The 18,890-nt window shown below is 68.1% G+C and carries 21 protein-coding genes and 2 pseudogenes; 16 read left to right on the top strand and 7 right to left on the bottom strand.

The genetic code is table 11. The features are described 5' to 3' along the window. The 6 genes from hypB (at window position 1) to H8F25_RS09520 (ending at window position 5,821) form a co-directional block, all read left to right on the top strand. A complete protein-coding gene (gene hypB / locus H8F25_RS09495) occupies window positions 1–720 on the top strand; it encodes a hydrogenase nickel incorporation protein HypB (RefSeq protein ID WP_197210212.1) in 720 nt (239 codons plus the stop codon). After that, window positions 717–2,069 carry a type III glutamate--ammonia ligase gene (gene glnT / locus H8F25_RS09500; protein WP_197210213.1) on the top strand — a complete coding sequence of 451 codons (1,353 nt, stop codon included), beginning with the start codon at window positions 717–719 and terminating at the stop codon, window positions 2,067–2,069. Before hypB ends, glnT begins: the two co-directional genes overlap by 4 nt. Before the next feature lie 101 nt (window positions 2,070–2,170). Then, window positions 2,171–3,172, top strand: coding sequence for an ABC transporter substrate-binding protein (locus H8F25_RS09505; RefSeq protein ID WP_197210214.1), 1,002 nt, complete (start codon window positions 2,171–2,173; stop codon window positions 3,170–3,172). Further along, a complete protein-coding gene (locus H8F25_RS09510) occupies window positions 3,172–3,936 on the top strand; it encodes an ABC transporter permease (protein WP_197210215.1) in 765 nt (254 codons plus the stop codon). Before H8F25_RS09505 ends, H8F25_RS09510 begins: the two co-directional genes overlap by 1 nt. 42 nt (window positions 3,937–3,978) lie before the next feature. Next, window positions 3,979–4,749, top strand: coding sequence for an ABC transporter ATP-binding protein (locus H8F25_RS09515; protein ID WP_197210216.1), 771 nt, complete (start codon window positions 3,979–3,981; stop codon window positions 4,747–4,749). A gap of 7 nt (window positions 4,750–4,756) precedes the next feature. Beyond that, window positions 4,757–5,821, top strand: coding sequence for an aromatic ring-hydroxylating dioxygenase subunit alpha (locus H8F25_RS09520; RefSeq protein ID WP_231596731.1), 1,065 nt, complete (start codon window positions 4,757–4,759; stop codon window positions 5,819–5,821). Here H8F25_RS09520 and H8F25_RS09525 read toward each other — a convergent pair. Next, on the bottom strand, window positions 5,778–6,620 hold the full coding sequence (locus tag H8F25_RS09525; protein ID WP_231596732.1) for a sugar phosphate isomerase/epimerase: 843 nt from the start codon (window positions 6,618–6,620) through the stop codon (window positions 5,778–5,780). The two genes, H8F25_RS09520 and H8F25_RS09525, sit on opposite strands and share 44 nt — an antisense overlap. 2 nt (window positions 6,621–6,622) lie before the next feature. Further along, window positions 6,623–6,817: a hypothetical protein gene (locus H8F25_RS09530; RefSeq protein ID WP_231596733.1), complete on the bottom strand. Its 195-nt coding sequence runs from the start codon at window positions 6,815–6,817 to the stop codon at window positions 6,623–6,625. Between the two features lie 257 nt (window positions 6,818–7,074). On the opposite strand from H8F25_RS09530, the gene H8F25_RS09535 reads away from it, so the two are divergent. The 5 genes from H8F25_RS09535 (at window position 7,075) to H8F25_RS17710 (ending at window position 10,829) form a co-directional block, all read left to right on the top strand. Further along, entirely contained in the window at window positions 7,075–7,560 is a 486-nt protein-coding gene (locus H8F25_RS09535; protein ID WP_197210217.1) for a Dps family protein, read from the top strand. A gap of 143 nt (window positions 7,561–7,703) precedes the next feature. Next, a complete protein-coding gene (locus tag H8F25_RS09540; RefSeq protein WP_231596734.1) occupies window positions 7,704–9,413 on the top strand; it encodes a CTP synthase in 1,710 nt (569 codons plus the stop codon). A gap of 197 nt (window positions 9,414–9,610) precedes the next feature. Beyond that, complete coding sequence (locus tag H8F25_RS09545; protein WP_231596735.1) at window positions 9,611–9,859, top strand: CopG family transcriptional regulator; 249 nt, start codon at window positions 9,611–9,613, stop codon at window positions 9,857–9,859. Next, complete coding sequence (locus H8F25_RS09550) at window positions 9,859–10,218, top strand: type II toxin-antitoxin system VapC family toxin (protein ID WP_231596736.1); 360 nt, start codon at window positions 9,859–9,861, stop codon at window positions 10,216–10,218. Before H8F25_RS09545 ends, H8F25_RS09550 begins: the two co-directional genes overlap by 1 nt. A gap of 8 nt (window positions 10,219–10,226) precedes the next feature. Beyond that, window positions 10,227–10,829 (top strand): sulfotransferase, encoded by a 603-nt coding sequence (locus tag H8F25_RS17710; RefSeq protein WP_231596737.1) that lies wholly within the window; start codon window positions 10,227–10,229, stop codon window positions 10,827–10,829. A 127-nt stretch (window positions 10,830–10,956) separates the two neighbouring features. On the opposite strand, the pseudogene H8F25_RS09555 reads toward H8F25_RS17710, so the two are convergent. Further along, window positions 10,957–12,702: pseudogene (locus H8F25_RS09555) on the bottom strand (alkaline phosphatase family protein); the annotation flags it as partial. Next, a complete protein-coding gene (locus H8F25_RS09560) occupies window positions 12,627–13,310 on the bottom strand; it encodes a hypothetical protein (RefSeq protein ID WP_197210219.1) in 684 nt (227 codons plus the stop codon). The gene H8F25_RS09560 and the pseudogene H8F25_RS09555, both read right to left, overlap by 76 nt. Before the next feature lie 414 nt (window positions 13,311–13,724). Here H8F25_RS09560 and H8F25_RS09565 point away from each other — a divergent pair, with 414 nt between their 5' ends. The 5 genes and pseudogenes from H8F25_RS09565 (at window position 13,725) to H8F25_RS09585 (ending at window position 17,172) form a co-directional block, all read left to right on the top strand. Beyond that, window positions 13,725–14,564, top strand: a complete 840-nt coding sequence (locus H8F25_RS09565) for a hypothetical protein (RefSeq protein ID WP_231596738.1) — start codon at window positions 13,725–13,727, stop codon at window positions 14,562–14,564. Between the two features lie 534 nt (window positions 14,565–15,098). Further along, window positions 15,099–15,572, top strand: a pseudogene (locus tag H8F25_RS09570) (7-carboxy-7-deazaguanine synthase QueE); the annotation flags it as partial. 89 nt (window positions 15,573–15,661) lie between these two features. Next, on the top strand, window positions 15,662–15,961 hold the full coding sequence (locus H8F25_RS09575; protein ID WP_197210222.1) for a hypothetical protein: 300 nt from the start codon (window positions 15,662–15,664) through the stop codon (window positions 15,959–15,961). Then, the gene (locus H8F25_RS09580; protein WP_197210223.1) at window positions 15,942–16,409 is read left to right on the top strand and encodes a TA system VapC family ribonuclease toxin; all 468 of its coding nucleotides are present in this window, start codon (window positions 15,942–15,944) and stop codon (window positions 16,407–16,409) included. The genes H8F25_RS09575 and H8F25_RS09580 overlap by 20 nt, the downstream gene beginning before the upstream one ends. A gap of 16 nt (window positions 16,410–16,425) precedes the next feature. Next, window positions 16,426–17,172 carry a radical SAM protein gene (locus H8F25_RS09585; RefSeq protein ID WP_197210224.1) on the top strand — a complete coding sequence of 249 codons (747 nt, stop codon included), beginning with the start codon at window positions 16,426–16,428 and terminating at the stop codon, window positions 17,170–17,172. Between the two features lie 13 nt (window positions 17,173–17,185). Here H8F25_RS09585 and H8F25_RS09590 read toward each other — a convergent pair whose 3' ends face one another. The 3 genes from H8F25_RS09590 to H8F25_RS09600 form a co-directional block, all read right to left on the bottom strand. After that, window positions 17,186–17,578, bottom strand: coding sequence for a nucleotidyltransferase family protein (locus H8F25_RS09590; protein WP_197210225.1), 393 nt, complete (start codon window positions 17,576–17,578; stop codon window positions 17,186–17,188). A 203-nt stretch (window positions 17,579–17,781) separates the two neighbouring features. Then, the gene (locus H8F25_RS09595) at window positions 17,782–18,201 is read right to left on the bottom strand and encodes a nucleotidyltransferase substrate binding protein (protein ID WP_197210226.1); all 420 of its coding nucleotides are present in this window, start codon (window positions 18,199–18,201) and stop codon (window positions 17,782–17,784) included. Between the two features lie 18 nt (window positions 18,202–18,219). Next, window positions 18,220–18,759 carry an ecotin family protein gene (locus tag H8F25_RS09600; protein WP_197210227.1) on the bottom strand — a complete coding sequence of 180 codons (540 nt, stop codon included), beginning with the start codon at window positions 18,757–18,759 and terminating at the stop codon, window positions 18,220–18,222. Window positions 18,760–18,890: the final 131 nt, after the last annotated feature.

The raw sequence follows: 18,890 nt of genomic DNA on the forward strand, positions 1-18,890 counted from the left end.
ATGCACATGCCCCTGCAAGACACGCTCGGCCTGAACCTGCTGGCCGCCAATGACCACCAGGCCGAGCACAACCGCGAGCATTTCGATGCCTGGCGGCTGCTCTGCCTGAACGTGATGAGCAGCCCCGGCGCCGGCAAGACCTCCCTGCTCGAGCAGACGCTCACCGCTCTCTCCGTCGATCTCTCGATGGCGGTGCTGGAGGGCGACATGACCACCCAGCTCGATGCCGAGCGCCTGGAGGCGGTGGGGGTCCCGGTGGTGGCGATCACCACCGGGCGGGCCTGTCACCTCGATGCATCGATGGTGAGCGGTGGCCTCAAGTCGCTGCGCCAGCGCCTCGATCCGGCCTCCCTCGATCTGCTGTGGGTGGAGAACGTGGGCAATCTCGTCTGCCCGGCGGAGTTCGCTGTGGGTGAACATCGCAAGGTGGCCCTGCTCAGCGTCACCGAGGGCGACGACAAGCCGCTCAAGTACCCGGTGATGTTCCGCGAGGCGGACTGTGTGCTGATCACCAAGACCGACCTGCTGCCACATCTGCCGGTCGAGATCGAGAGGATCGAGGCCCACATCCGTCAGGTGAACCCCCGCTGCACGGTCCTGCGCGTGTCGGCCTGCAGTGGTGAGGGGCTTGAGGCCTGGCACGGCTGGGTGCGTCAGCAGGTGCGCGAGCAACTCGCCCGCACCGCCCCTGGGGGCCAGCCGGCCCTGGTGAGCGTATGAGTGGCCCAACCACCCTGAGCGGCCCCGGGGCCGACCTTCACGCTCGGGGCGTGCGCTATGCTCTGGCGAGTTTCGTCGACCTGCACGGCGTCTGCAAGGCCAAGGCCGTGCCGCTCGACCATCTCGGCGCGATGCTCACGGGTTCGGAGCTGTTCACCGGCGCCGCCCTCGATGGCGTTCCCCAGGACGTCAGCGACGACGAGGTGGCCGCGGTGCCGGATCCCGCTTCGGCCATGGTGCTGCCCTGGCGGCCAGACACGGTGTGGTTCGCCAGTGATCTGCAGCTGGCGGGTCGCCCCTTCGAGGCCTGCAGCCGCACCATTCTCCGTCGCGCGACTGAGCAGGCGGCGGCCATGGGCCTGCGCTTCAACCTCGGCGTTGAAACCGAGTTCTTCGTGTTGCGCCGCGCTGCCGACGGTGGGCTGCAGCCGGCCAGTGCTTCCGATCGGCTCGACAAACCCTGCTACGACCTGCGCGGTCTGCTCGACAACCTGGGCTGGCTCGACGAGCTGGTGCAGGCGATGAACGCCCTGGGCTGGGGCGTCTATTCCTTTGATCACGAGGATGGCAACGGTCAGTTCGAGACCGATTTCGGCTATGCCGAGGCCTTGGTGACGGCCGACCGGGTCACCTTCTTCCGGTTAATGGCGCGGGAGATCGCCCGCCGCCATGGTCTGATCGCCAGCTTCATGCCCAAGCCGTTCGCCGATCGCACCGGCAGCGGCGCTCACTTCAACATGTCGCTGGCGGATCTGGGCAGCGGCGAAAATCTGTTCACCCCCGACGACGGTCAGCCGGGCTGGGTGAGTGAGCTGGGCCGTCAGTTCATCGCTGGCATCCTGCGCCATGCCCCCGCGATCTGCGCCGTGATCGCCCCCACGGTCAACAGCTACAAGCGGCTGGTGGTGCAGGGAAGCATGAGCGGCTTCACCTGGGCGCCGGTGTTCATCTGCTTCGGCAACAACAACCGCACCAACATGCTGCGCATTCCCGGTGCCGGCAGCCGCGTGGAATGCCGCGCCGCCGACAGCGCCTGCAACCCCTACCTGGCGGCAGCGATGTTGCTGGCCGCCGGTCTGGAAGGCATACGGGAAGGGCTCGATCCCGGCGATCCCAACCTGGTGAACGCCTACCGCCTCAGCCCGGAGGAGTGCAGCGCCCGCGGCCTGCACGCCCTACCGCGCACCCTCGGCGAAGCGATCGAGGCCTTCGCCGCTGATCCGCTCTCCCGGCGGGTGTTCGGCGATGCCATGGCTGATGCCTACATCGCCTTCAAGCGCGATGAGTGGAGCAGCTACCACGGCGCCGTCTCCGCCTGGGAGACGGATCGCTACCTCGAGCTGTTCTGAGCTTCGGGCCCCTGCGGGGGGCCTGCATCCCACCGGCACCGTCCGATCGGATCCACCCCTCACCGAGCGTCCTCCCCACACCCTCACCCCTCACATCCGTCATGACCCACCGTTCGTCTCGCCGCCGCCGTCTGCTGAGCACCCTGCTGGCCTGCGGCTTCGTCAGCGCCGGCCTCGCGGCCTGCACCAAGCCCAGCACTCAGGCGCCTGTGCGCGTCGGCTACAGCGCCTGGCCCGGTTGGATTCCCCTCAAGGTGACCGAAGAGAGGGGCCTGTTCACCAAGGCCGGTGTGCCGGTGAGCCTGCAGTGGTTTGACGGTTACCTGGATTCGATCAATGCCCTCAACGCCGGCCAGCTCGACTGCAACAGCCAGACCCTCGGCGACACGATCAGCTCGGTTGCCGGCGGTGCGGAACTGCAGGTGGTGCTCACCAACGACTACTCCACCGGCAACGATCAGATCATCGCGGCGCCCGGCATCAAGACCGTGGCGGATCTCAAGGGCAAGAAGGTAGCCGCCGAAGAGGGAACGGTGGATCACTACCTGCTGCTGCTCGGCATGAAGAAGGCCGGCCTGAGCGCCAAGGACATCACCTTCGTGCCGCTGGAAACCGGTGCCGCCGCCGCCGCCTTCGCCGCCGGCAAGGTGGATGCGGTGGGAGTGTTCGCGCCGTTCACCACCCAGTCCCTCAAGCGTCCTGGCAGCACCACCCTGTTCAGCTCCAAGGACTTCCCGGGTGCCATCAGCGACCATCTGGTGTGCCGCAAGGAGTTCGTCGCCAGCAACCCCGAGGCGGTTCAGAAGCTGGTGAATGCCTGGTTCGACACCCTGCGCACGATCAAGGCGGAGCCCGGGCCGAGCCTGGCGATCATGGCCCAGCGTGCCGGGGTCAGCGAGGAGGACTACAAGGCCTATGACGCCGGCACGACGATCCTGACCCTGGAGGAGAACAGGCAGGCCTTCAAGCCGGGCAGCACGATGCAGTCGCTGCCGTTCGCCGCCCGGGAGATCGGCACGTTCCTGCAGGAGGTGGGTCTGGCCAAGACCGCTCCACCGCTGGAGGGTCTGCTGCAGCCGCAGTTCGTTGACGCGGTGAAGTGATGGCTGATCGGTCGTGGCGACACCATCCATGGCTGCTCGGCGCCGCCGGTGTGGTGGCGGTGCTTCTTCTCTGGAGCGCCATCACCGCCACCGGCCTGGTGGACAAGCTGTTTTTGCCCAGTCCGGCGGCCGTCTGGTCAGCAGGCCGGACGCAGGCGGAGCAGGGCCTGCTATGGCGCGACTTCAGCGCCAGCGTCGGTCGCGTGTTCGGTGGCTTCGCCCTCTCCGCCGTGGTGGCCCTGCCACTGGGCATCGCCATGGGCAGCAGTGTGGTGATCTGCCGGCTGCTGGAGCCCCTGATGGGCCTGATCCGCTACATGCCGGCGCCCGCCTTCATCCCGCTGCTGATCATCTACTTCGGCCTTGGCGAGCTGCCGAAGGTGCTGCTGATCTTCATCGGCACCGTGTTCTTCAACACGCTGATGATCATGGACGCCGTCAAGTTCGTCCCCCACGAGCTGATCGAGACCGCCCGCACCCTCGGCGGCCGTGGTCTGCCGATCCTCACCAGCGTCGTGGCTCCTTTCATCGCGCCGCAGGTGCTCGATACCTACCGCATCAACATGGCCTCCGCCTGGAACCTGGTGATCGTGGCCGAGCTCGTGGCAGCCAGCGAAGGGCTGGGCAAGCGCATCAGCCTGGCCCAGCGCTTCCTGCGCACCGATGAGATCTTCGTGGGATTAATTGTGATCGGCCTGATCGGTCTGGCGATCGATCTGGGCTTCCGTTTCCTGATGCGGCGCAGCTGCGCCTGGGCCAACTGACGACCCCACGCCATCTCCCAGTCACGCCATCCCAGCCACGCCATGGATCTTCAGGTTGACCATGTCAGCAAGCGCTTCGGCACCGGTGCGGGCGCGAAGCTGGTCCTCGATCGCATCAGTTTCGATCTGCACTCCGGTGAATTTCTTGCCCTGGTGGGCAGCTCCGGGTCAGGGAAATCGACGTTGATGCGCCTGATCGCCGGGCTGGATCGTCCCAGCGCCGGGGTGATCACGATCGATGGTGCCCCGGTGCAGGGCCCCGGCTCCGATCGGGGCATGGTTTTCCAGAAGTACAGCCTCTATCCGTGGCTCACGGCGGCTCAGAACGTGGCCTTCGGCATGGAGCTGCAGGGGCGCGGCCGCGACGAGATCCGCGAGCGCACCAGCTATTTCCTGGAGGTGGTGGGTCTGGCGGATTCCGCCCGCCGGCTGCCGCGCGAGCTCTCGGGCGGCATGCAGCAGCGGGTGGCCATCGCCCGCGCCCTGGCAGCCGAACCGAAGGTGCTGCTGCTGGATGAGCCCTTCGGCGCTCTCGACATCCAGATCCGCGAATCGATGCAGGAGTTTCTGCACCAGCTCTGGAAGCAGACCGGCCTGACGGCCCTGCTGATCACCCACGATCTTGAGGAGGCGCTGCTGCTGGCCGGCCGGGTGCACATCCTGGCTCCCTCCCCGGGCCGGATCGTGCGCACGGTGGATGTTGACCTCGATCGCAGCGACATGGCCCATCTGCGGCTGACGCCGCCGTTCCTTGAGCTTCGCGAAGAGCTGGCCCGGGGGCTGCGATGCCTGGAACCGGCCCTGAGCGCCTGAGGCCGGCATGGCCCCTGCGATGGATTTTCTGCCCAGCCGGCTCTACCACTGCGCCGCCATCGCCGCGCAGGAACGGCAGCGCTACGCCAGCCGCTGCTGGCATCCGGTGGCGGCAGCGGCGGAGCTGCCACCGGATGGGGCCCTGGCCGTGGAGCTGCTGGGGATGCCGCTGCTGCTCACCCGCCCGGGCGGCGGCGAGCCCCGGGCTTTTTTCAACCGTTGTCTCCATCGCGGCGTGGCGCTGCTGGAGCCGGGAGCGGCTCGCAGTGGTTGCCTGCGGCTGGTGTGCCCTTATCACGGCTGGAGCTACAGCCTGGCGGGGGAGCTGCTGGCGGCAGCGCGGGAGTCGGAGTTCTGCGCTCCCTTCGATCGGCGCGCCTGGCCGCTCGAGCGGCTGCTCTGCCGCCAGCTGGGCCCTCTGATCTGGGTGGCAACGGGCCCGGATCCCCTGCCCCTGGAGCAGCAGCTCGATCTGGTGCTGGCGGAGGCGGGGCCGCTGTTCGAGGCGCCGCGGCAGCTGCTCGCCCGGCAGCTGACACCGCTGGCCTGCAACTGGAAGACCGCCCACGACAACACGCTCGACGACTACCACGTGGCGATCGCCCACCCCACCACCCTGCACCGCGAGCAGGGGCCGGTGCGCGACTACCGGCATGGGCTGAGCGAACACGCCAACCTGCTCAGCACCCCCCACGCTGACGGCGGCACCTTCCTCACCTTTGGGCTGCTGCCCTGGACCCATCTGCTGCTCTGGCCCGACCGGCGGCTGGCACTGATTCAGTTCCTCCCTGAAGCCCTGGACCCGCAGCGCTGCACGATGGCGGTGTGGCTGCTCGGGCCGGAGGGCGACGCCGTGGCGGCGACGGCCTGGATGGCCGAGCTGCAGCGCTTCCTGGAGGAGGACCGGCGCCTGGTGGAATCCGCCCAGCGCGGCTACCGGAGCGGGCTGGTGCCGGGGCCCGCCCACAGGCTTGAGCGGCGCATCCTGCAGTGGCAGGCGCTCTATCGGGCCTGGATGGAGCCGGCGATCACCAGCTCTGCCGCCGCAGCCAGGCCGCCATCGCCCCATTGATCGCCAGCAGATCAGCCACCGGCTGTCGTGTGAAGGGCAGCTGCGGCAGGTAGCCGTCGGGACCGAATTCCGGGGTGATCGTGAATGGCCCCTGGCTCGCTGCGGAGCGCTCCTGGGCGAACAGCTGCCAGCAGCGGTGGTGGGCCTCAAGGGCCGGCGCCCACTCCGGCGCGAAGGGATGGCCCACCGAGGGGCCCTGGGCATGCCCCACCCGTGCATGGATGTGATCCACGTGGGAAGCCATGGCCTGCACCGGCCCGAGGTCCGGCGTCATCAGCCGTTCGGCCACGGCACACCAGTGGCTGAGATCGGCGGTGAGGCGCAGCTGGGGAAACGCCTCGAGGTAGGCGCCGATCTGCCAGGGGCTGTACAGGCTGCGTGAGCGGTGTGTCTCGAAGCTCACCGGCAGCGGGGCGGCGGCCGCGAGCTCCAGGGCTTGCCGCCAGAACGCCTGCTGCAGGGGCCAGGGCCAGCTGTCGCTCCCGGTGAGCACGGTCACGCGCAGCGGCGCCAGGCAGGGCGCCCGCACCAGTTGCTCCTCCAGCTCGCGCAGGTGCTGCTCGGGCGTCACCTCCAGGCCGGGCACGTAGTCGCCGCCGGTGAGCAGCTCCAGCACCAGTGCCTGGCCTGCGGCCTCCAGGCGGTCGGCGATGGAGGCTGGCGGCAGGCCCTGCAGGGCTGGATGATGCAGATTCGCCTCCAGCCCATCGAAGCCGTTGCGGCGGGCGGTGGCGATGGCGTCGGTGAGATCACTGTCGAACCCCCAGAGGCTGAACAGCAGCAGAGGCCTGGCAGCCAAGATCAGCCGCCTGCGGCGAATTCCTCAGGCTGGATCCCCAGATAGACCGCCTCCTTGAACAGCGCCTGGCGGGCCCGGGCGTCGCTGTGCTCCAGGGTGCTGCGGTAGCGGCGGCGCAACGACTCCACGAGCGCCTGGCGGCGGGCGTCACCCATGCGGTTGGGGTGGGTGGCGGGAGGCGCATCGCCGGTGGCCATCACGATCAACTGCGGAGCAGGGCAGCCCAACCTAGGTCGGCTCAGACGCCGCAGGGGCAGCGGCTGCCGTCCCCCATGGCCCGTGCCCCTGATCCGGTCGCACGGTCTTCGCCCGGTCGCACGGTCTTCGCGGCGAAGGCGATGCCTGATGTGCCTGCCACGCGGGCCATCGCCAGACTGGTGCGGGGAGCCCTGCCTGGGTCACGGATGCCCGGGACTGCCCCCCCTGTTGATCCCTCCCCTGCCCGCTTCCAACCATGGCCGTCACCGCCCCTCCGCTCGACATCGGCATCAGCGAGGACCATCGCCGCCGCATCGCCGAAGGCCTCGGCGGCCTGCTGGCCGACAGCTACGTGCTCTACGGCAAGACCCACGGCTTCCACTGGAACGTCACGGGGCCGATGTTCAACACGCTGCACCTGATGTTCATGGAGCAGTACGTGGAGCTCTGGAACGCCCTCGATGTGATCGCGGAACGCATCCGCGCCCTCGGCCATCCCGCCCCCTTCGGCGGCGCCCGCTTCGCCGAGCTGGCCACGATTCCCGAATCTCAGGGCAGCCCCTCCGCCCTGGAGATGGTGCAGGAGCTGGTGGTCGGCCATGAGGCCGTCGCCCGCACCGCCCGTGCTCTGTTCCCGCTGCTGGAGGAGGCGAACGACCAGCCCTCCGCCGACCTGCTCACCCAGCGTCTGCAGATCCACGAGAAGACCGCCTGGATGCTGCGCAGCCTGCTGGAGGGCTGAGGCGAGCGCGGATCGTTCCGAGGGGGGGGCTGCGGCGGCGCTGCCGTGGCCCGGTTCGATGTCCAGTCCAAGGCGCTGACGGCTGCCCCCGCCACGGTGCGGTTTCAGGGCCATCGGTAGGGTGAAGGCACTGCCTGCATCCGATGTCCAGCTCCGCCCCGACCGCCTCTGCGGCCCCCCGGGCCCGGACGCACAGCACCAAGTTCGTGTTCGTCACCGGCGGCGTGGTGTCGAGCATCGGCAAGGGGATCGTGGCGGCGAGCCTGGGCAGGCTGCTCAAGAGCCGCGGCTACAGCGTCTCGATCCTCAAGCTCGACCCGTATCTCAATGTTGATCCGGGCACGATGAGCCCGTTCCAGCACGGCGAGGTGTTCGTCACCGAGGACGGTGCTGAGACCGATCTCGATCTGGGCCACTACGAGCGCTTCACCGACACCGCCATGTCGCGGCTCAACAGCGTGACCACCGGCTCGATCTACCAGGCGGTGATCAACAAGGAGCGCCGCGGCGACTACAACGGCGGCACCGTGCAGGTGATCCCCCACATCACCGGCGAGATCCGTGAGCGCATCCACCGGGTGGCCGCCAACTCCGGCGCCGATGTGGTGATCGGCGAGATCGGCGGCACCGTCGGTGATATCGAATCCCTGCCCTTCCTGGAGGCGATCCGCGAGTTCCGCGGCGACGTGGGCCGCCACGACATGGCCTACGTGCATGTGACGCTCCTGCCCTATATCGGCACCTCCGGCGAACTCAAGACCAAGCCCACCCAGCATTCGGTCAAGGAGCTGCGCTCCATCGGCATCCAGCCCGATGTGCTGGTCTGCCGCAGCGATCGGGAGATCAACGCCGAGCTCAAGCGCAAGATCGGCGGCTTCTGCGGCGTGCGTTCCGAGGCGGTGATCCAGGCCCTCGATGCCGACAGCATCTATGCGGTGCCGCTGGCGATGGAGCAGGAGGGCCTCTGCAGGCAGGTGCTCGAGGTGCTCGATCTTCCCGATCACGACAGCGACATGGCCCGCTGGGCCGAACTGGTGCGCAAGCTGCGCAGCCCCGGCCCGGCGGTGAAGGTGGCGCTGGTGGGCAAGTACGTGCAGCTCAACGACGCCTACCTCTCGGTGGTGGAGGCCCTGCGCCATGCCTGCCTCGACTGCGATGCCTCCCTGGATCTGCACTGGATCTGCGCCGAGCAGATCGAGGAACGGGGTGCCGGCGCGTTGCTGCAGGGGATGGATGCCGTGGTGGTGCCGGGCGGCTTCGGCAACCGCGGCGTCGACGGCAAGGTGGCGGCGATCCGCTGGGCGCGCGAGCAGCGGGTGCCGTTCCTGGGGCTCTGCCTGGGCATGCAGTGCGCCGTGATCGAGTGGGCCCGCAACCTGGCGGGGCTCGAGGGGGCCACCAGCGCCGAGCTGGATCCGGCCACGCCCCATCCGGTGATCCACCTGCTGCCGGAGCAGCAGGACGTGGTCGACCTGGGCGGCACGATGCGGCTGGGCGTCTATCCCTGCCGACTGGCGACAGGCAGCCTGGCGTTGGGGCTGTATGGCGAGGAGGTGGTCTACGAGCGGCACCGCCACCGCTACGAGTTCAACAACGCCTATCGCAACGCCTTCCTGGAGGCGGGCTACCGCATCAGCGGCACCTCGCCCGACGGGCGCCTGGTGGAGCTGATCGAACGGGTTGACCATCCCTATTTCACGGCCTGCCAGTACCACCCCGAATTCCTGTCGCGCCCCGGAAAGCCGCATCCGCTGTTCCGCGGCCTGATCGCGGCGGCGCAGCAGCGCCGGGGCGGTGGAGCGCAGGACCGGTCGGCCCGGGACCTCGGTGACGAGGTGCCGCTGCAGGTCTGAACGGGGGCGGCGATCGGGCCGGCGTCATCCCCGCGACTCGGTGACGGTGTGCCTGATTGCAGGCTCACCACCGTGCCCAAGGGGTGCCTCGGCCCGTGCATCAGCCAGCTGGCCGAGGGGGATCTGCTGCGCCTCAATCGCGTCCTGCCTGCGCTTCTGGCTCTGGCCCGCTGCTGGCGCGGGACGTCCCGTCTATGATGACGCCACGTGATGACGCGGCCGCTGTGCGCACGATCGTGGATCTGCCCGATGCGGAACGCGCCCAGCTGGACGCGCTCTGTCGGCAGCGAGGGGTGTCGCGGGCGGAGGCGTTGCGCCAGGCCCTGCGGCTTTGGTTGCGGCAGCAGACACCAAGCCACCATGCCGTGTTCGGCCTGTGGCGCGACCGGCCGGCAGGGAGCCTGGAGCTGCAGCAGGCGCTGCGGGAGGAGTGGAGCGAACGCTGATGCTGTTGCTCGACACCAACATCCTCATCGATGTGCTGCGCGGTGAAGCCGTGGCCCTGGCCTGGCTTGAGCAACAGCGGCAGCCACGCATCAGCGTGATCACCTGGATCGAGGTGCTGGTGGGCTGCCGCGCAGGGGAGAGCAGCACGGTGGAGGCCTGGCTGGAGACCTTCCCGCGTCTTCCGCTCGATGACGCCATCGCCGCTGAAACGGTGCGGCTGCGCCAGCGGCACGGCCTGAAGGTGCCGGACGCCATCATCCTCGCCACCGCCCGCTGCGGAACCCTCACCCTGGCGACCCGCAACCGCCGCGATTTTCCCATCCAACTCGGGGATGTGCTGCATCCCTACGAGCTCTGAGCAACGCGATGATCACCGTGGTGACCGGCCTGCCCCGCTCGGGTACCAGCCTGGCGATGCAGCTGCTGGAGGCGGCGGGCATTCCGCCGTATACCGATGGGGTTCGGCGCGCCGATAGGGCGAATCCTCGCGGCTACTACGAAGCCGAGGTGGTCAAACAGCTGCCTGGCCACTCCGCCTGGCTGGAGGAGGTGGAGGGCAAGGCGGTGAAGGTGATCCACCAGCTGCTGCCGGCCCTGCCACCCCGGTATTCCTACCGGGTGCTGGTGATGGACCGGCCGCTGGCGGCGGTGTTGGCCTCCCAGCAGCGGCTGCTGACACTGTTGGGCCGCTCTGGCACCGCCCTCAGCAGCGACCGACTGGCGATGGTGTTCGAGGCCCAGCTGCAGACGATGGATCGCTGGTTGGCGGCGCTGCCGGGCGAGCGGGTGTTGCGCCTGCCGCATGGAACGGTGCTCAACGCGCCGCAGGCCAGCGCCCGCCGCCTGCTGGATTGGCTGGGGGAGGAAGCAACGGCCGATCGGGTGGCGCGGATCGCGGCAGTGGTGGAGCCGGGACTGAGCCGCGCAGCTGATCAGCAAGCGCCAGGCTGCGGATGGCCTCTTCTCTGAGTCCGAGCGCCTGCAACGCCTCCGCGAGCAGCTGATGTGCCTCCGGCACCCAGAGATGGATGGCGTGGGCATCGAGGCAAGACTCGGCGGCGGCTTCGGCATCACCGCGGGCCAGGGCCAGCCGGGCCAGGCCCAGGTGGGCGGCGACGGCCTGCTGGTCAGCGGCGCTGGCCAGCACGCGGCGATAGAGGGCTTCGGCGGTGCTGGCGTTGCCGAGCTGCCGTTCCAGCTCCGCCACCGCCAGCATCTGGGCGGTGCCGACAGGCCTCACCAGCGCCAACTGCTCGGTGGCTTGGCTGGCACACTGCTGCGCCACCAGGGCGGCTGCCAGCAGCAGCCGCAGCTCGGCGGCCATCGGCTGACGCTCAAGGCCGGCGCGGGCCAGGGCTTCCGCTGCTGCGCCTTGCCCCGTGCGCAGCAGGCAATCCCCCAGCAGCAGCCGGTAGCGCTGGTTGCGCCCCTCGGCGGTCACCAGCTCTTCGAGCACAGGGATGGCCTGTTCGGGCCGGCTGCTGCGGGCATAAACCACAGCCAGGTTGTAGCGGCTTTCCCGTTGCGCGAAGGCCACGCGCGCTTCGGTGCCGGCTGGCAGGGCGGCCAGATAGCCGAGTTCCACCAACTGGCGGATGCCTTCGTGGGCTTCGAAGGGATCGAGGCGGCGCTCGCTCGGATGGAGGCCGGCATCACCGGGCAGCGATTCCCAGGAAGGAATCGCTGGGGGCGGCGGCTCGATCAGCCATTCGCTGAGCACACGGCCATCCATGTCGGCGCCGCGGGGCAGGCCCAGCACGGCCAGGGCGGTGGGGGTGATGTCGAAGAGGGTGGGGGCCTGGGCGCTGATGCCGGCGCGCACGCCCGGCCCGGCCATCGCCAGAACCCCAAGCGGCCGATGCCAGCTGGCTTCCTGCTCGGCGCGATCGTCTCCCATCGCCAGGCCGGTGAGGGCCGGTCGGGCGATGCCGCCATGGAAGCCATGGTCGGAGAGCAGCATCACGGTGGTGTCGTCGCCGCAGACGGCGAGCAGCTCACCGAGCTGGCGGTCGTGTTCGCGCAGCACCGCTTCGATCACCCCGCCAAAAAGGTGGTGCTGCCGCTCGCTGATGTGGGGCAAGCGCGGGGGTGCGTAGGCCATGAACTGGTGGCCGGCCACATCGAAGAACTCCTGGAACACCAGCAGGCAGTCCCAGTCGGGCGGCTCTGCCAGGGCCAGGGCCAGCTGCTGCACGGTGCGGGAGCGGGCCAGCTGGCGCCGCAGCACCGCCGCGAATTGCTGCTCCTCGCCCGGGTGCAGCTCATCCAGAGCCGGCAGCAAGTTTCTGAGGGAGCTGTCGGACAGGGCCTCGGGTGCCACCCGCAGCGGTTGCAGGAGCTCCAGCTGTTCGGGCGGATGCACAGCCTCCGGCGGCGGCTCGCTCGCCTGCACGAACTGATTGCTCACCACCACGCCTTGCACCGGTTCGGCGGGGTGGGAGGCATACCAGTTGATCACCTTTACGCGTCGTCCTGCGTGGTGGAGCAGGTTCCAGAGGGCGCGGCAGCGGCGGGTGGTGGAGGCCACCAGCCGCACGCCAGCCTCATCGGGCTCCACAAAATGGAGCACGCCGTGGCGGTCCGCCGTGACACCGGTCACGGCGCTAGTCCAGAGCAGCGGCGAGAGCCGCGGCTCGAAGCTGGCCAGCGCCGCACGACTGCTGCGGGCAAGCAGGGCGGCCAAATGGGGAAGGGCACCACGCTCAAGGAGCGGATCGAGACAATCCCAATCGGCGCCGTCCCAGCCGAGAATGAGAAGCCGCGGGCTCAGGAGCGGCAGGGGGTGGAGAGGGACGTGCTGGCAGCGGATGCGTGCTGCCGACGCCTCAGGCGGCGACTCCACCCAAAGGCAGCTGCCCCTCCGAGTACGGGAAGTGGACCAGGGACTGGGGCAGGAGCAGATCCTGTGTCACCAACACTGATCCCAGCACCGGAATCTTCGTAGGCGAGCGCGGTGATCGTGCGATCGGCGCCATTGAGGGCGTTGCCAATCGAGAATGCTCCCCAGGCATACTTGGTACCACCATCCGCCGCTACAAACCTGAAGCCAAAATAGTTGGTGGCGTTCAGATTCCAGGCTCCAACGGCTACAGACGTCGAAGCAGTCCCAAAGCCATAAACACCACTTGGATCAATTAGGGTACCCAATGGCACATTGCTGGGAGTGAGCGCACTGGGAAGTCGGAATATTCCAGCGCCTGCAGCGTTGAAGAATTGCAAACCCCCCGAACCGTAGGGATTAATATCAAAGCCGGGAACATCCGCCTGGCTCGATCCGGTGACCTGAGTTTCTACATTGATATACAGGCCAGCGGTGGTATTTGGAATAATATAATTTGGCTCGTAATACACCACGGCAGCCTGGGCGGGCGGCTGGCCTGCTGCGCCGCTGCCAATCGCTGCACATGCGGCGAAATGTATAGCAAGTCTAGAGCGGAAGCTGAGAGTCATGGGGGTTTCAATAATTGAACTCGGCAGGCTGTAAGTTAACAATGCATGGCTAATTGATCATTAGTGCATCCTTGCTAACTGCTGCTAGGATGGAATATCGTTGAGAGGGGCGGTCAAAATTATTCAACAGTTAGTGTATCATAATGGAAATGTCGGAGGAGCGGTTGCGGCTATAAGAGTCTTTGATGGTCGTGCACAAGGCTGATCAGGGTATATCATCCATCCTCGACTTGTCTGGCTGTCTGTGGCGTCCTCGGTTTGGCTCCCCATGGCCAGCCAGCTGCTGCAGGCGCGAGCCCCGTGCGCGCCTGCAGCAGCTGGAGACGGTGCGGATCTGGAGTCAGCGCCACGCGATCAGCTTCCTTGCTCCCGCCCGCCCAATCCTTATTGATGGCCAACGACGCCTCCAGGGCCATGCCTCCCTCCTCGCCGCCCGGCTCCGCCGGGCCATTGCCCCGCCTGCCGGCCTTGCCGCTCGCTCAGGCTGGCCTGGGCCTGCTGGGTCTTTTCGTGATCTGGAGTCTGGTCCCGATCCTGCCGCCAGCGCTGATGAACCCCACCTGGCAGCGGCTAGCCACCAGCCGGCTGGTGGACAACAGCCCATTGGTGGTGCTGGCGGTCGGCCTGATTCACGCGGCGGCTCTGCTCGGTCCTTCCGATCGCCGGCTTGAGGCCCTCCGCTCCCGCATCGTCGCCCTGCTCCTGCCGGCGCTGATCGGCTATCTGCTGCTGATCCCGTTGGAGATTCACGCCACCAGCAGACAATTCTGGCAGCTGGATCAACAGCAGAAGCGTCAGGTCGCGGCCATGGCGCGGACCCGGGGTGAGGCGCAGCAACTGATCGAGCGTGCCCCCGATGTCGCCAGTCTGGAGGCTGGGCTGCGCGCGCTCCAGGGTCCCCCCCTCACCCCCGCTGATCGCGCCCTTCCCCTGGCGGAACTCAAGCAGCGGCTGCGTAGCTCGTTGGAGCAATCGTTCCAGCAGCTCCAGAACCAGGTCAGACCACTCTCGCCGGGCACTTTCCTGGCACCCTGGCGCCAGATGGCGCGCGTCGTGCTCACAGCGTTGCTGATCAGCGTGGTGTTGGCGGCCCTGCGTTTCAACAGCGAGACGGAACGCAGCCTGCTGGAGGCGGGATCCAGCAGGCTGCGGAAGCTGTTTCGAGATCGGGCCTTGAAGGCTGCCATCCGCAAGCGCGAAGCTGAGAAACGTCGCCACCAGCGCCAACGGGACAAGCTGCAACGCCGCCGCTAACAGCAGCACCGATGGGCACAACTACAGAAACGACTGCGGCAAGGATCCATTTTTCAGCAAGTGCTTCGCTATTGCTCGCATGCCTGGACATCACTGTCTGCAGCGCTGCATCGCGAGAGTCCTCGTTCTGGGGGACCCACTCAGTACCGGGGCCGCCATCGCGCCAAAGCCAACCCTCCCGCTGATCTGTACAGCTCCAATGACCGAAATGATGATCGCCCATCATGAAGTCTTGGCGGTGTTCGATCGCTGTGGCTTGCTGTCAGCGGCCTGATGAGTCGGGAGGCCTGGACAACCTCCTTGACGGGGTCGCCATCATTCCGGCGACATGAGTCTCATTCGGTTGCTTTGCCTGTTTCCTGGGTCATTCAGGCCTTTCTGGCCTGCCCCTCTGCCCGGAAACCCAGGTTCGTGGTTGCGGAGAAAGTGCGGAGGATGTTCCCATCGGCCTTGTCTGCCCTAACCCCGGTGAGGGAGGCTGTGTATGAATTGCCCGGCAGCCAACCGGCAGCGAGCGCAGGCCAGGATCAGGCCATGACCGTGAGTTACATCGCTGCTGCTGATCGTTCTGCCGCCGCCACCCTGCCCGTGGTGGAGACCTTCCACTCGCTGCAGGGCGAGGGCCTGCATGCGGGCCGCAGCGCCTTCTTTATCCGCCTGGCGGGCTGCTCTGTCGGCTGCCCCTGGTGCGACACCAAGCCCTCCTGGGAGCTGGAGGTCCACCCGCGCCGCTCTCTGAGCGATCTGGCGGCCCAGGTGGCGGCCGCTGCCGCCGCCGGGGCTGCCTTCGCCGTGGTCACCGGCGGCGAACCGCTCGAGCACGATCTCGGGCCCCTGTGTGCGGCGCTGGATCCGGCCGCCACGGGCCTGCCGCTGCACCTGGAGACCAGCGGAGCGGCGCCCCTGCAGCTCAGCGGCCGCTTCGCCTGGATCAGCCTTTCGCCCAAGCGCCACCGGCCGCCGAGCCGGGAGCTGCTGGCTGCCTGCGATGAACTGAAGGTGGTGGTGACCGCAGAAGCCTGAGGCCCAGCCAGCGCAGCCAGGAAACCAGCTTGCTGGCTTGCCATTACGCTGGACGCGGATTCGCTCCCGGTGTGATGAAGACCACCCTGGACCTCCCTGAGCACCTGGTTCGCCAGGCCAAGCAGCGGGCGCTGCAGCAGGGATGCAGCCTCAAGGATCTGGTCGCGGAGTTCATTCGTCTGGGCCTCCACGGTGGCCCCACGCCCAGTGCGTCCATCAGCAGCGCCGTGGTCAGCCTGGATCCGAAGGGATTGCCCGTCTTCCGGGGCCTGGCCCCGGCGGGCCTGCCCGCGATCGATCTGGCAGCGGCACTGGAGCTGGAGCAGCAGTGCCTGATGCAGGAGGACCGTTGCCGTGCCGGCCTGTCTGCTTGATGTGAATGTCTGGCTGGCTGCAGCATTCCCAGCCCATCCAGCCCACGCCAGGTCCCAGCAGGTGCTGCTGGACGCCACACCTGGCACTCCTGCCCTGTTCTGCCGTGCCACCCAGCACAGTTTTCTGCGGCTGGTCTCCACTCCGGCGATCTTCAACGCGTATCGGTCGGCTCCCATCACCAATCGGGATGCCTTGAGTGCTCTCGCCGCCTTTGCGGCCTTGCCTCAGGTCGACCTGATCGAAGAGCCTCCCGGATTGGAGGACCTTTGGTGGAGCCTGGCGGCGCTGGAGGAGGCGGCACCCAAGCGTTGGATGGACGCATACCTGGCTGCCTTCGCGATCAGAGGCTCGCTGCGGATGATCAGTCTCGATGGTGACTTTCGGCAGTTCCTCGCGGCGGGACTGGATCTGGTTCTTCTCTCGGTGGATGCCAGTGAGGGTGGTTGAGCGACAGGATCCAGACATGATTGACCCAGCGGCCTTGCCTCCAGACGCCCGGTTCAGGCTGCCGGTGGTGGAGACCTTCCATTCGCTGCAGGGGGAGGGCCTGCATGCCGGCCGCAGCGCCTTCTTCCTGCGGCTGGGCGGCTGCGCCGTGGGCTGTCCCTGGTGCGACACCAAACACTCCTGGTCGGCGGACGCCCACCCCCAGCGCAGCCTGGCGGAGCTGACCGGTGAGGCCAGGGCCGCTGCTGCCGCCGGGGCCGCCTTCGCTGTGGTCACCGGGGGTGAGCCGCTGGAGCACGATCTCGGGCCCCTGTGTGCGGCCCTGGATCCGGCCGCCACGGGCCTGCCGCTGCACCTGGAGACCAGCGGCGCCGCCCCGCTGCAGCTGAGCGGCCGCTTCGCCTGGATCACCCTCTCGCCCAAGCGTCACCGGCCGCCGAGCCCGGAGCTGTTGGACGCCTGCGATGAGCTCAAGGTGGTGGTGCACGAGCCCGCCGACCTGGCGTTCGCCGAGGCGATGGCGGCTGAGGCGGTTGCGGCCCGGTTGGCCATGTCTTCCGCCTCTGCCATCGACGGGGGAATCCCTGGAGATGGCTGCGAATCCGCTGGGGTCTCGGCCATGCAAGTTCCTGCGGGTCCGGCCCTGCTGCTGCAGCCCGGCTGGAACTGCCGCCGCGGTCAGGAGTTGGCGATCGAATTCGTGCGAAGCCACCCCGCCTGGCGCCTCAGCCTGCAGAGCCACAAGTGGCTGGGGGTGCGCTGAGGGAGGGGGCGCTTCAGCGATCGGGCAGCACCAGGCGTCGCCCGACGCGCTCCACGTGGGTCCGCACCTCGGCATCGAGCTGGGCGTGCAGCGACAGGTCAACGCTCCAGGGCAGCAACAGGTCGTCGATGCTCTCCATCAGCCGCAGCAGACTCTCCCCGGTCAGCTCCTTGCCAACGAGGGTGAGGTCGATGTCGGACCCGTGGCGCTGGCGGCCCATGGCCCTTGAGCCGTAGAGCCACACCTGCCGCACCGCTGGCTCGGCCGCCAGCACCTTCAGCAGCCGCCGGGAGGCCTCTGCCGGCAGGCCGGGAATGGCCTCCAGCGGAGCCGAGCTCCGGGATGGGCGGCGATCCGCCGACCGGGTTTCCCGTTCGTGGCCAGGACACGGGGCGCTCGACTCCATCACTGCATCACTTCCATCACGGCAAGCGGTTCTGCCTTGGCTGGCCTGCGTCAACTGTGCCGTGGATCGAGACGGCGATGTCGGTCTTTCCGGATCTGTGGCGGAGCGCCATGGGGTCAGCCTGTCCCGTCAGGATTCGCCTGACGGGTGCTGTCGATCGCACCACCACCAGGCTCGTCGGGGTTCTGTGGCAGCGCCTCCTCCTACTCCTCCTGGGCCTCCATCGCCATCAGCCGCAGGCGCAGCGCCTGAAAGCAGGGCAGGTAGCGCGCTGCGATGCGCGCGGCGATCTCCTCGGCCTGGCTGCGGTTGTACGTATGACTCGTGAGATTGCGGTCCTGGATCATCCGCATCCAGCCCTCTCCGTCTTCGATGAGGCCAGTGCGGAACGCCTGTCGTAGCGTGTCGCGCGATCCGATCAGATCGGTGGCGCCGCGATCGAGCAGCAGATCGCGGAGGCTGTTCCAGCCCAGCTCGTAGCAGTACTCGAAGGCCTTGATCAGGCCCTGCTGTTCCCGTTCGTTGCGGGGCGGCGGATCAACGAAGGATTCCAGCTGCTGCAGGGCCCTGCGGAAGTTGGCGAACCGCTGCCGCCAGCGCACATCCGGGAGGGGCTGGTTCACACCGTCACCATCACCAGGTCACAGCCGCTGGGCGTCGCGCTGCTGCCGCTCCGCCTTCCAGAGGCGCCAGCGCACCTGCACGTCCTTGGGCGCGTAGACCACGATCGGCAGGCTGACGTTGTATGGCACCACGAAGGGCTTGCTGGCGATGCTCACGAACGCCTGGCGGGGGCCGCGGTCCGGCGGGCAGGCCATGCGGGTGCTGGGGCCAGGACCCACCTCACTCACCCGGTAGACCTTGGTTCCCCAGCCCTTGAGCGTCTCGCTGCGGATGCGGCCGTTGAGCCTGGGGCCGTTGCAGTCCACCGTCATCTCCTTGCCGACGATCAGCTCCACGCGCCAGTCGGCCGGGTTGGGCGAGAGGCGCGCATCGCTGGTGGGCGGCAGCACGCCGGGCAGCTGGATCACCCAGCGCGTCTCTCCCGCCGCCGGCTGGGGATAGGGCTTGAGATCGAGTCGCGGGATCGCCTGGGCGGCTGCGCTGGCCACGGCCCCCAGGAGCAGCAGCGGCAGCGCCAGGCGGCGGGCAGCTGCAGGGGGGCGCAGGAGAGAAGGCATGGCGTGCGCGCGAGCGGGGCGGGACGTGTCTGCATCTTGCTCGGCGCTCCCGGCGCTGGCCAGCGGCTGGCTGGGGTGCGGGGCCGACCGCCCTGAGCATCAGGGCGGAGTCGGCAGGCGGGTCTGGGCGA

The sequence above is a fragment of the Synechococcus sp. CBW1004 genome (assembly GCF_015840715.1).
Lineage (GTDB): Bacteria > Cyanobacteriota > Cyanobacteriia > PCC-6307 > Cyanobiaceae > Cyanobium.

Excerpts from the sequence above, each read along its gene's own strand:
- glnT (WP_197210213.1), top strand. The coding sequence starts at position 717 with ATGAGTGGCCCAACCACCCTGAGCGGCCCCGGGGCCGACCTTCACGCT.
- H8F25_RS09550 (WP_231596736.1), top strand. The coding sequence starts at position 9,859 with ATGCTGTTGCTCGACACCAACATCCTCATCGATGTGCTGCGCGGTGAA.
- H8F25_RS09505 (WP_197210214.1), top strand. The coding sequence starts at position 2,171 with ATGACCCACCGTTCGTCTCGCCGCCGCCGTCTGCTGAGCACCCTGCTG.
- H8F25_RS09515 (WP_197210216.1), top strand. The coding sequence starts at position 3,979 with ATGGATCTTCAGGTTGACCATGTCAGCAAGCGCTTCGGCACCGGTGCG.
- H8F25_RS09600 (WP_197210227.1), bottom strand. The coding sequence starts at position 18,759 with ATGCCTTCTCTCCTGCGCCCCCCTGCAGCTGCCCGCCGCCTGGCGCTG.
- H8F25_RS09565 (WP_231596738.1), top strand. The coding sequence starts at position 13,725 with ATGCCTCCCTCCTCGCCGCCCGGCTCCGCCGGGCCATTGCCCCGCCTG.
- H8F25_RS09585 (WP_197210224.1), top strand. The coding sequence starts at position 16,426 with ATGATTGACCCAGCGGCCTTGCCTCCAGACGCCCGGTTCAGGCTGCCG.
- H8F25_RS09520 (WP_231596731.1), top strand. The coding sequence starts at position 4,757 with ATGGCCCCTGCGATGGATTTTCTGCCCAGCCGGCTCTACCACTGCGCC.
- H8F25_RS09535 (WP_197210217.1), top strand. The coding sequence starts at position 7,075 with ATGGCCGTCACCGCCCCTCCGCTCGACATCGGCATCAGCGAGGACCAT.
- hypB (WP_197210212.1), top strand. The coding sequence starts at position 1 with ATGCACATGCCCCTGCAAGACACGCTCGGCCTGAACCTGCTGGCCGCC.
- H8F25_RS17710 (WP_231596737.1), top strand. The coding sequence starts at position 10,227 with ATGATCACCGTGGTGACCGGCCTGCCCCGCTCGGGTACCAGCCTGGCG.
- H8F25_RS09590 (WP_197210225.1), bottom strand. The coding sequence starts at position 17,578 with ATGGAGTCGAGCGCCCCGTGTCCTGGCCACGAACGGGAAACCCGGTCG.
- H8F25_RS09530 (WP_231596733.1), bottom strand. The coding sequence starts at position 6,817 with ATGGCCACCGGCGATGCGCCTCCCGCCACCCACCCCAACCGCATGGGT.
- H8F25_RS09540 (WP_231596734.1), top strand. The coding sequence starts at position 7,704 with ATGTCCAGCTCCGCCCCGACCGCCTCTGCGGCCCCCCGGGCCCGGACG.
- H8F25_RS09575 (WP_197210222.1), top strand. The coding sequence starts at position 15,662 with ATGAAGACCACCCTGGACCTCCCTGAGCACCTGGTTCGCCAGGCCAAG.
- H8F25_RS09510 (WP_197210215.1), top strand. The coding sequence starts at position 3,172 with ATGGCTGATCGGTCGTGGCGACACCATCCATGGCTGCTCGGCGCCGCC.
- H8F25_RS09560 (WP_197210219.1), bottom strand. The coding sequence starts at position 13,310 with ATGACTCTCAGCTTCCGCTCTAGACTTGCTATACATTTCGCCGCATGT.
- H8F25_RS09545 (WP_231596735.1), top strand. The coding sequence starts at position 9,611 with ATGACGCCACGTGATGACGCGGCCGCTGTGCGCACGATCGTGGATCTG.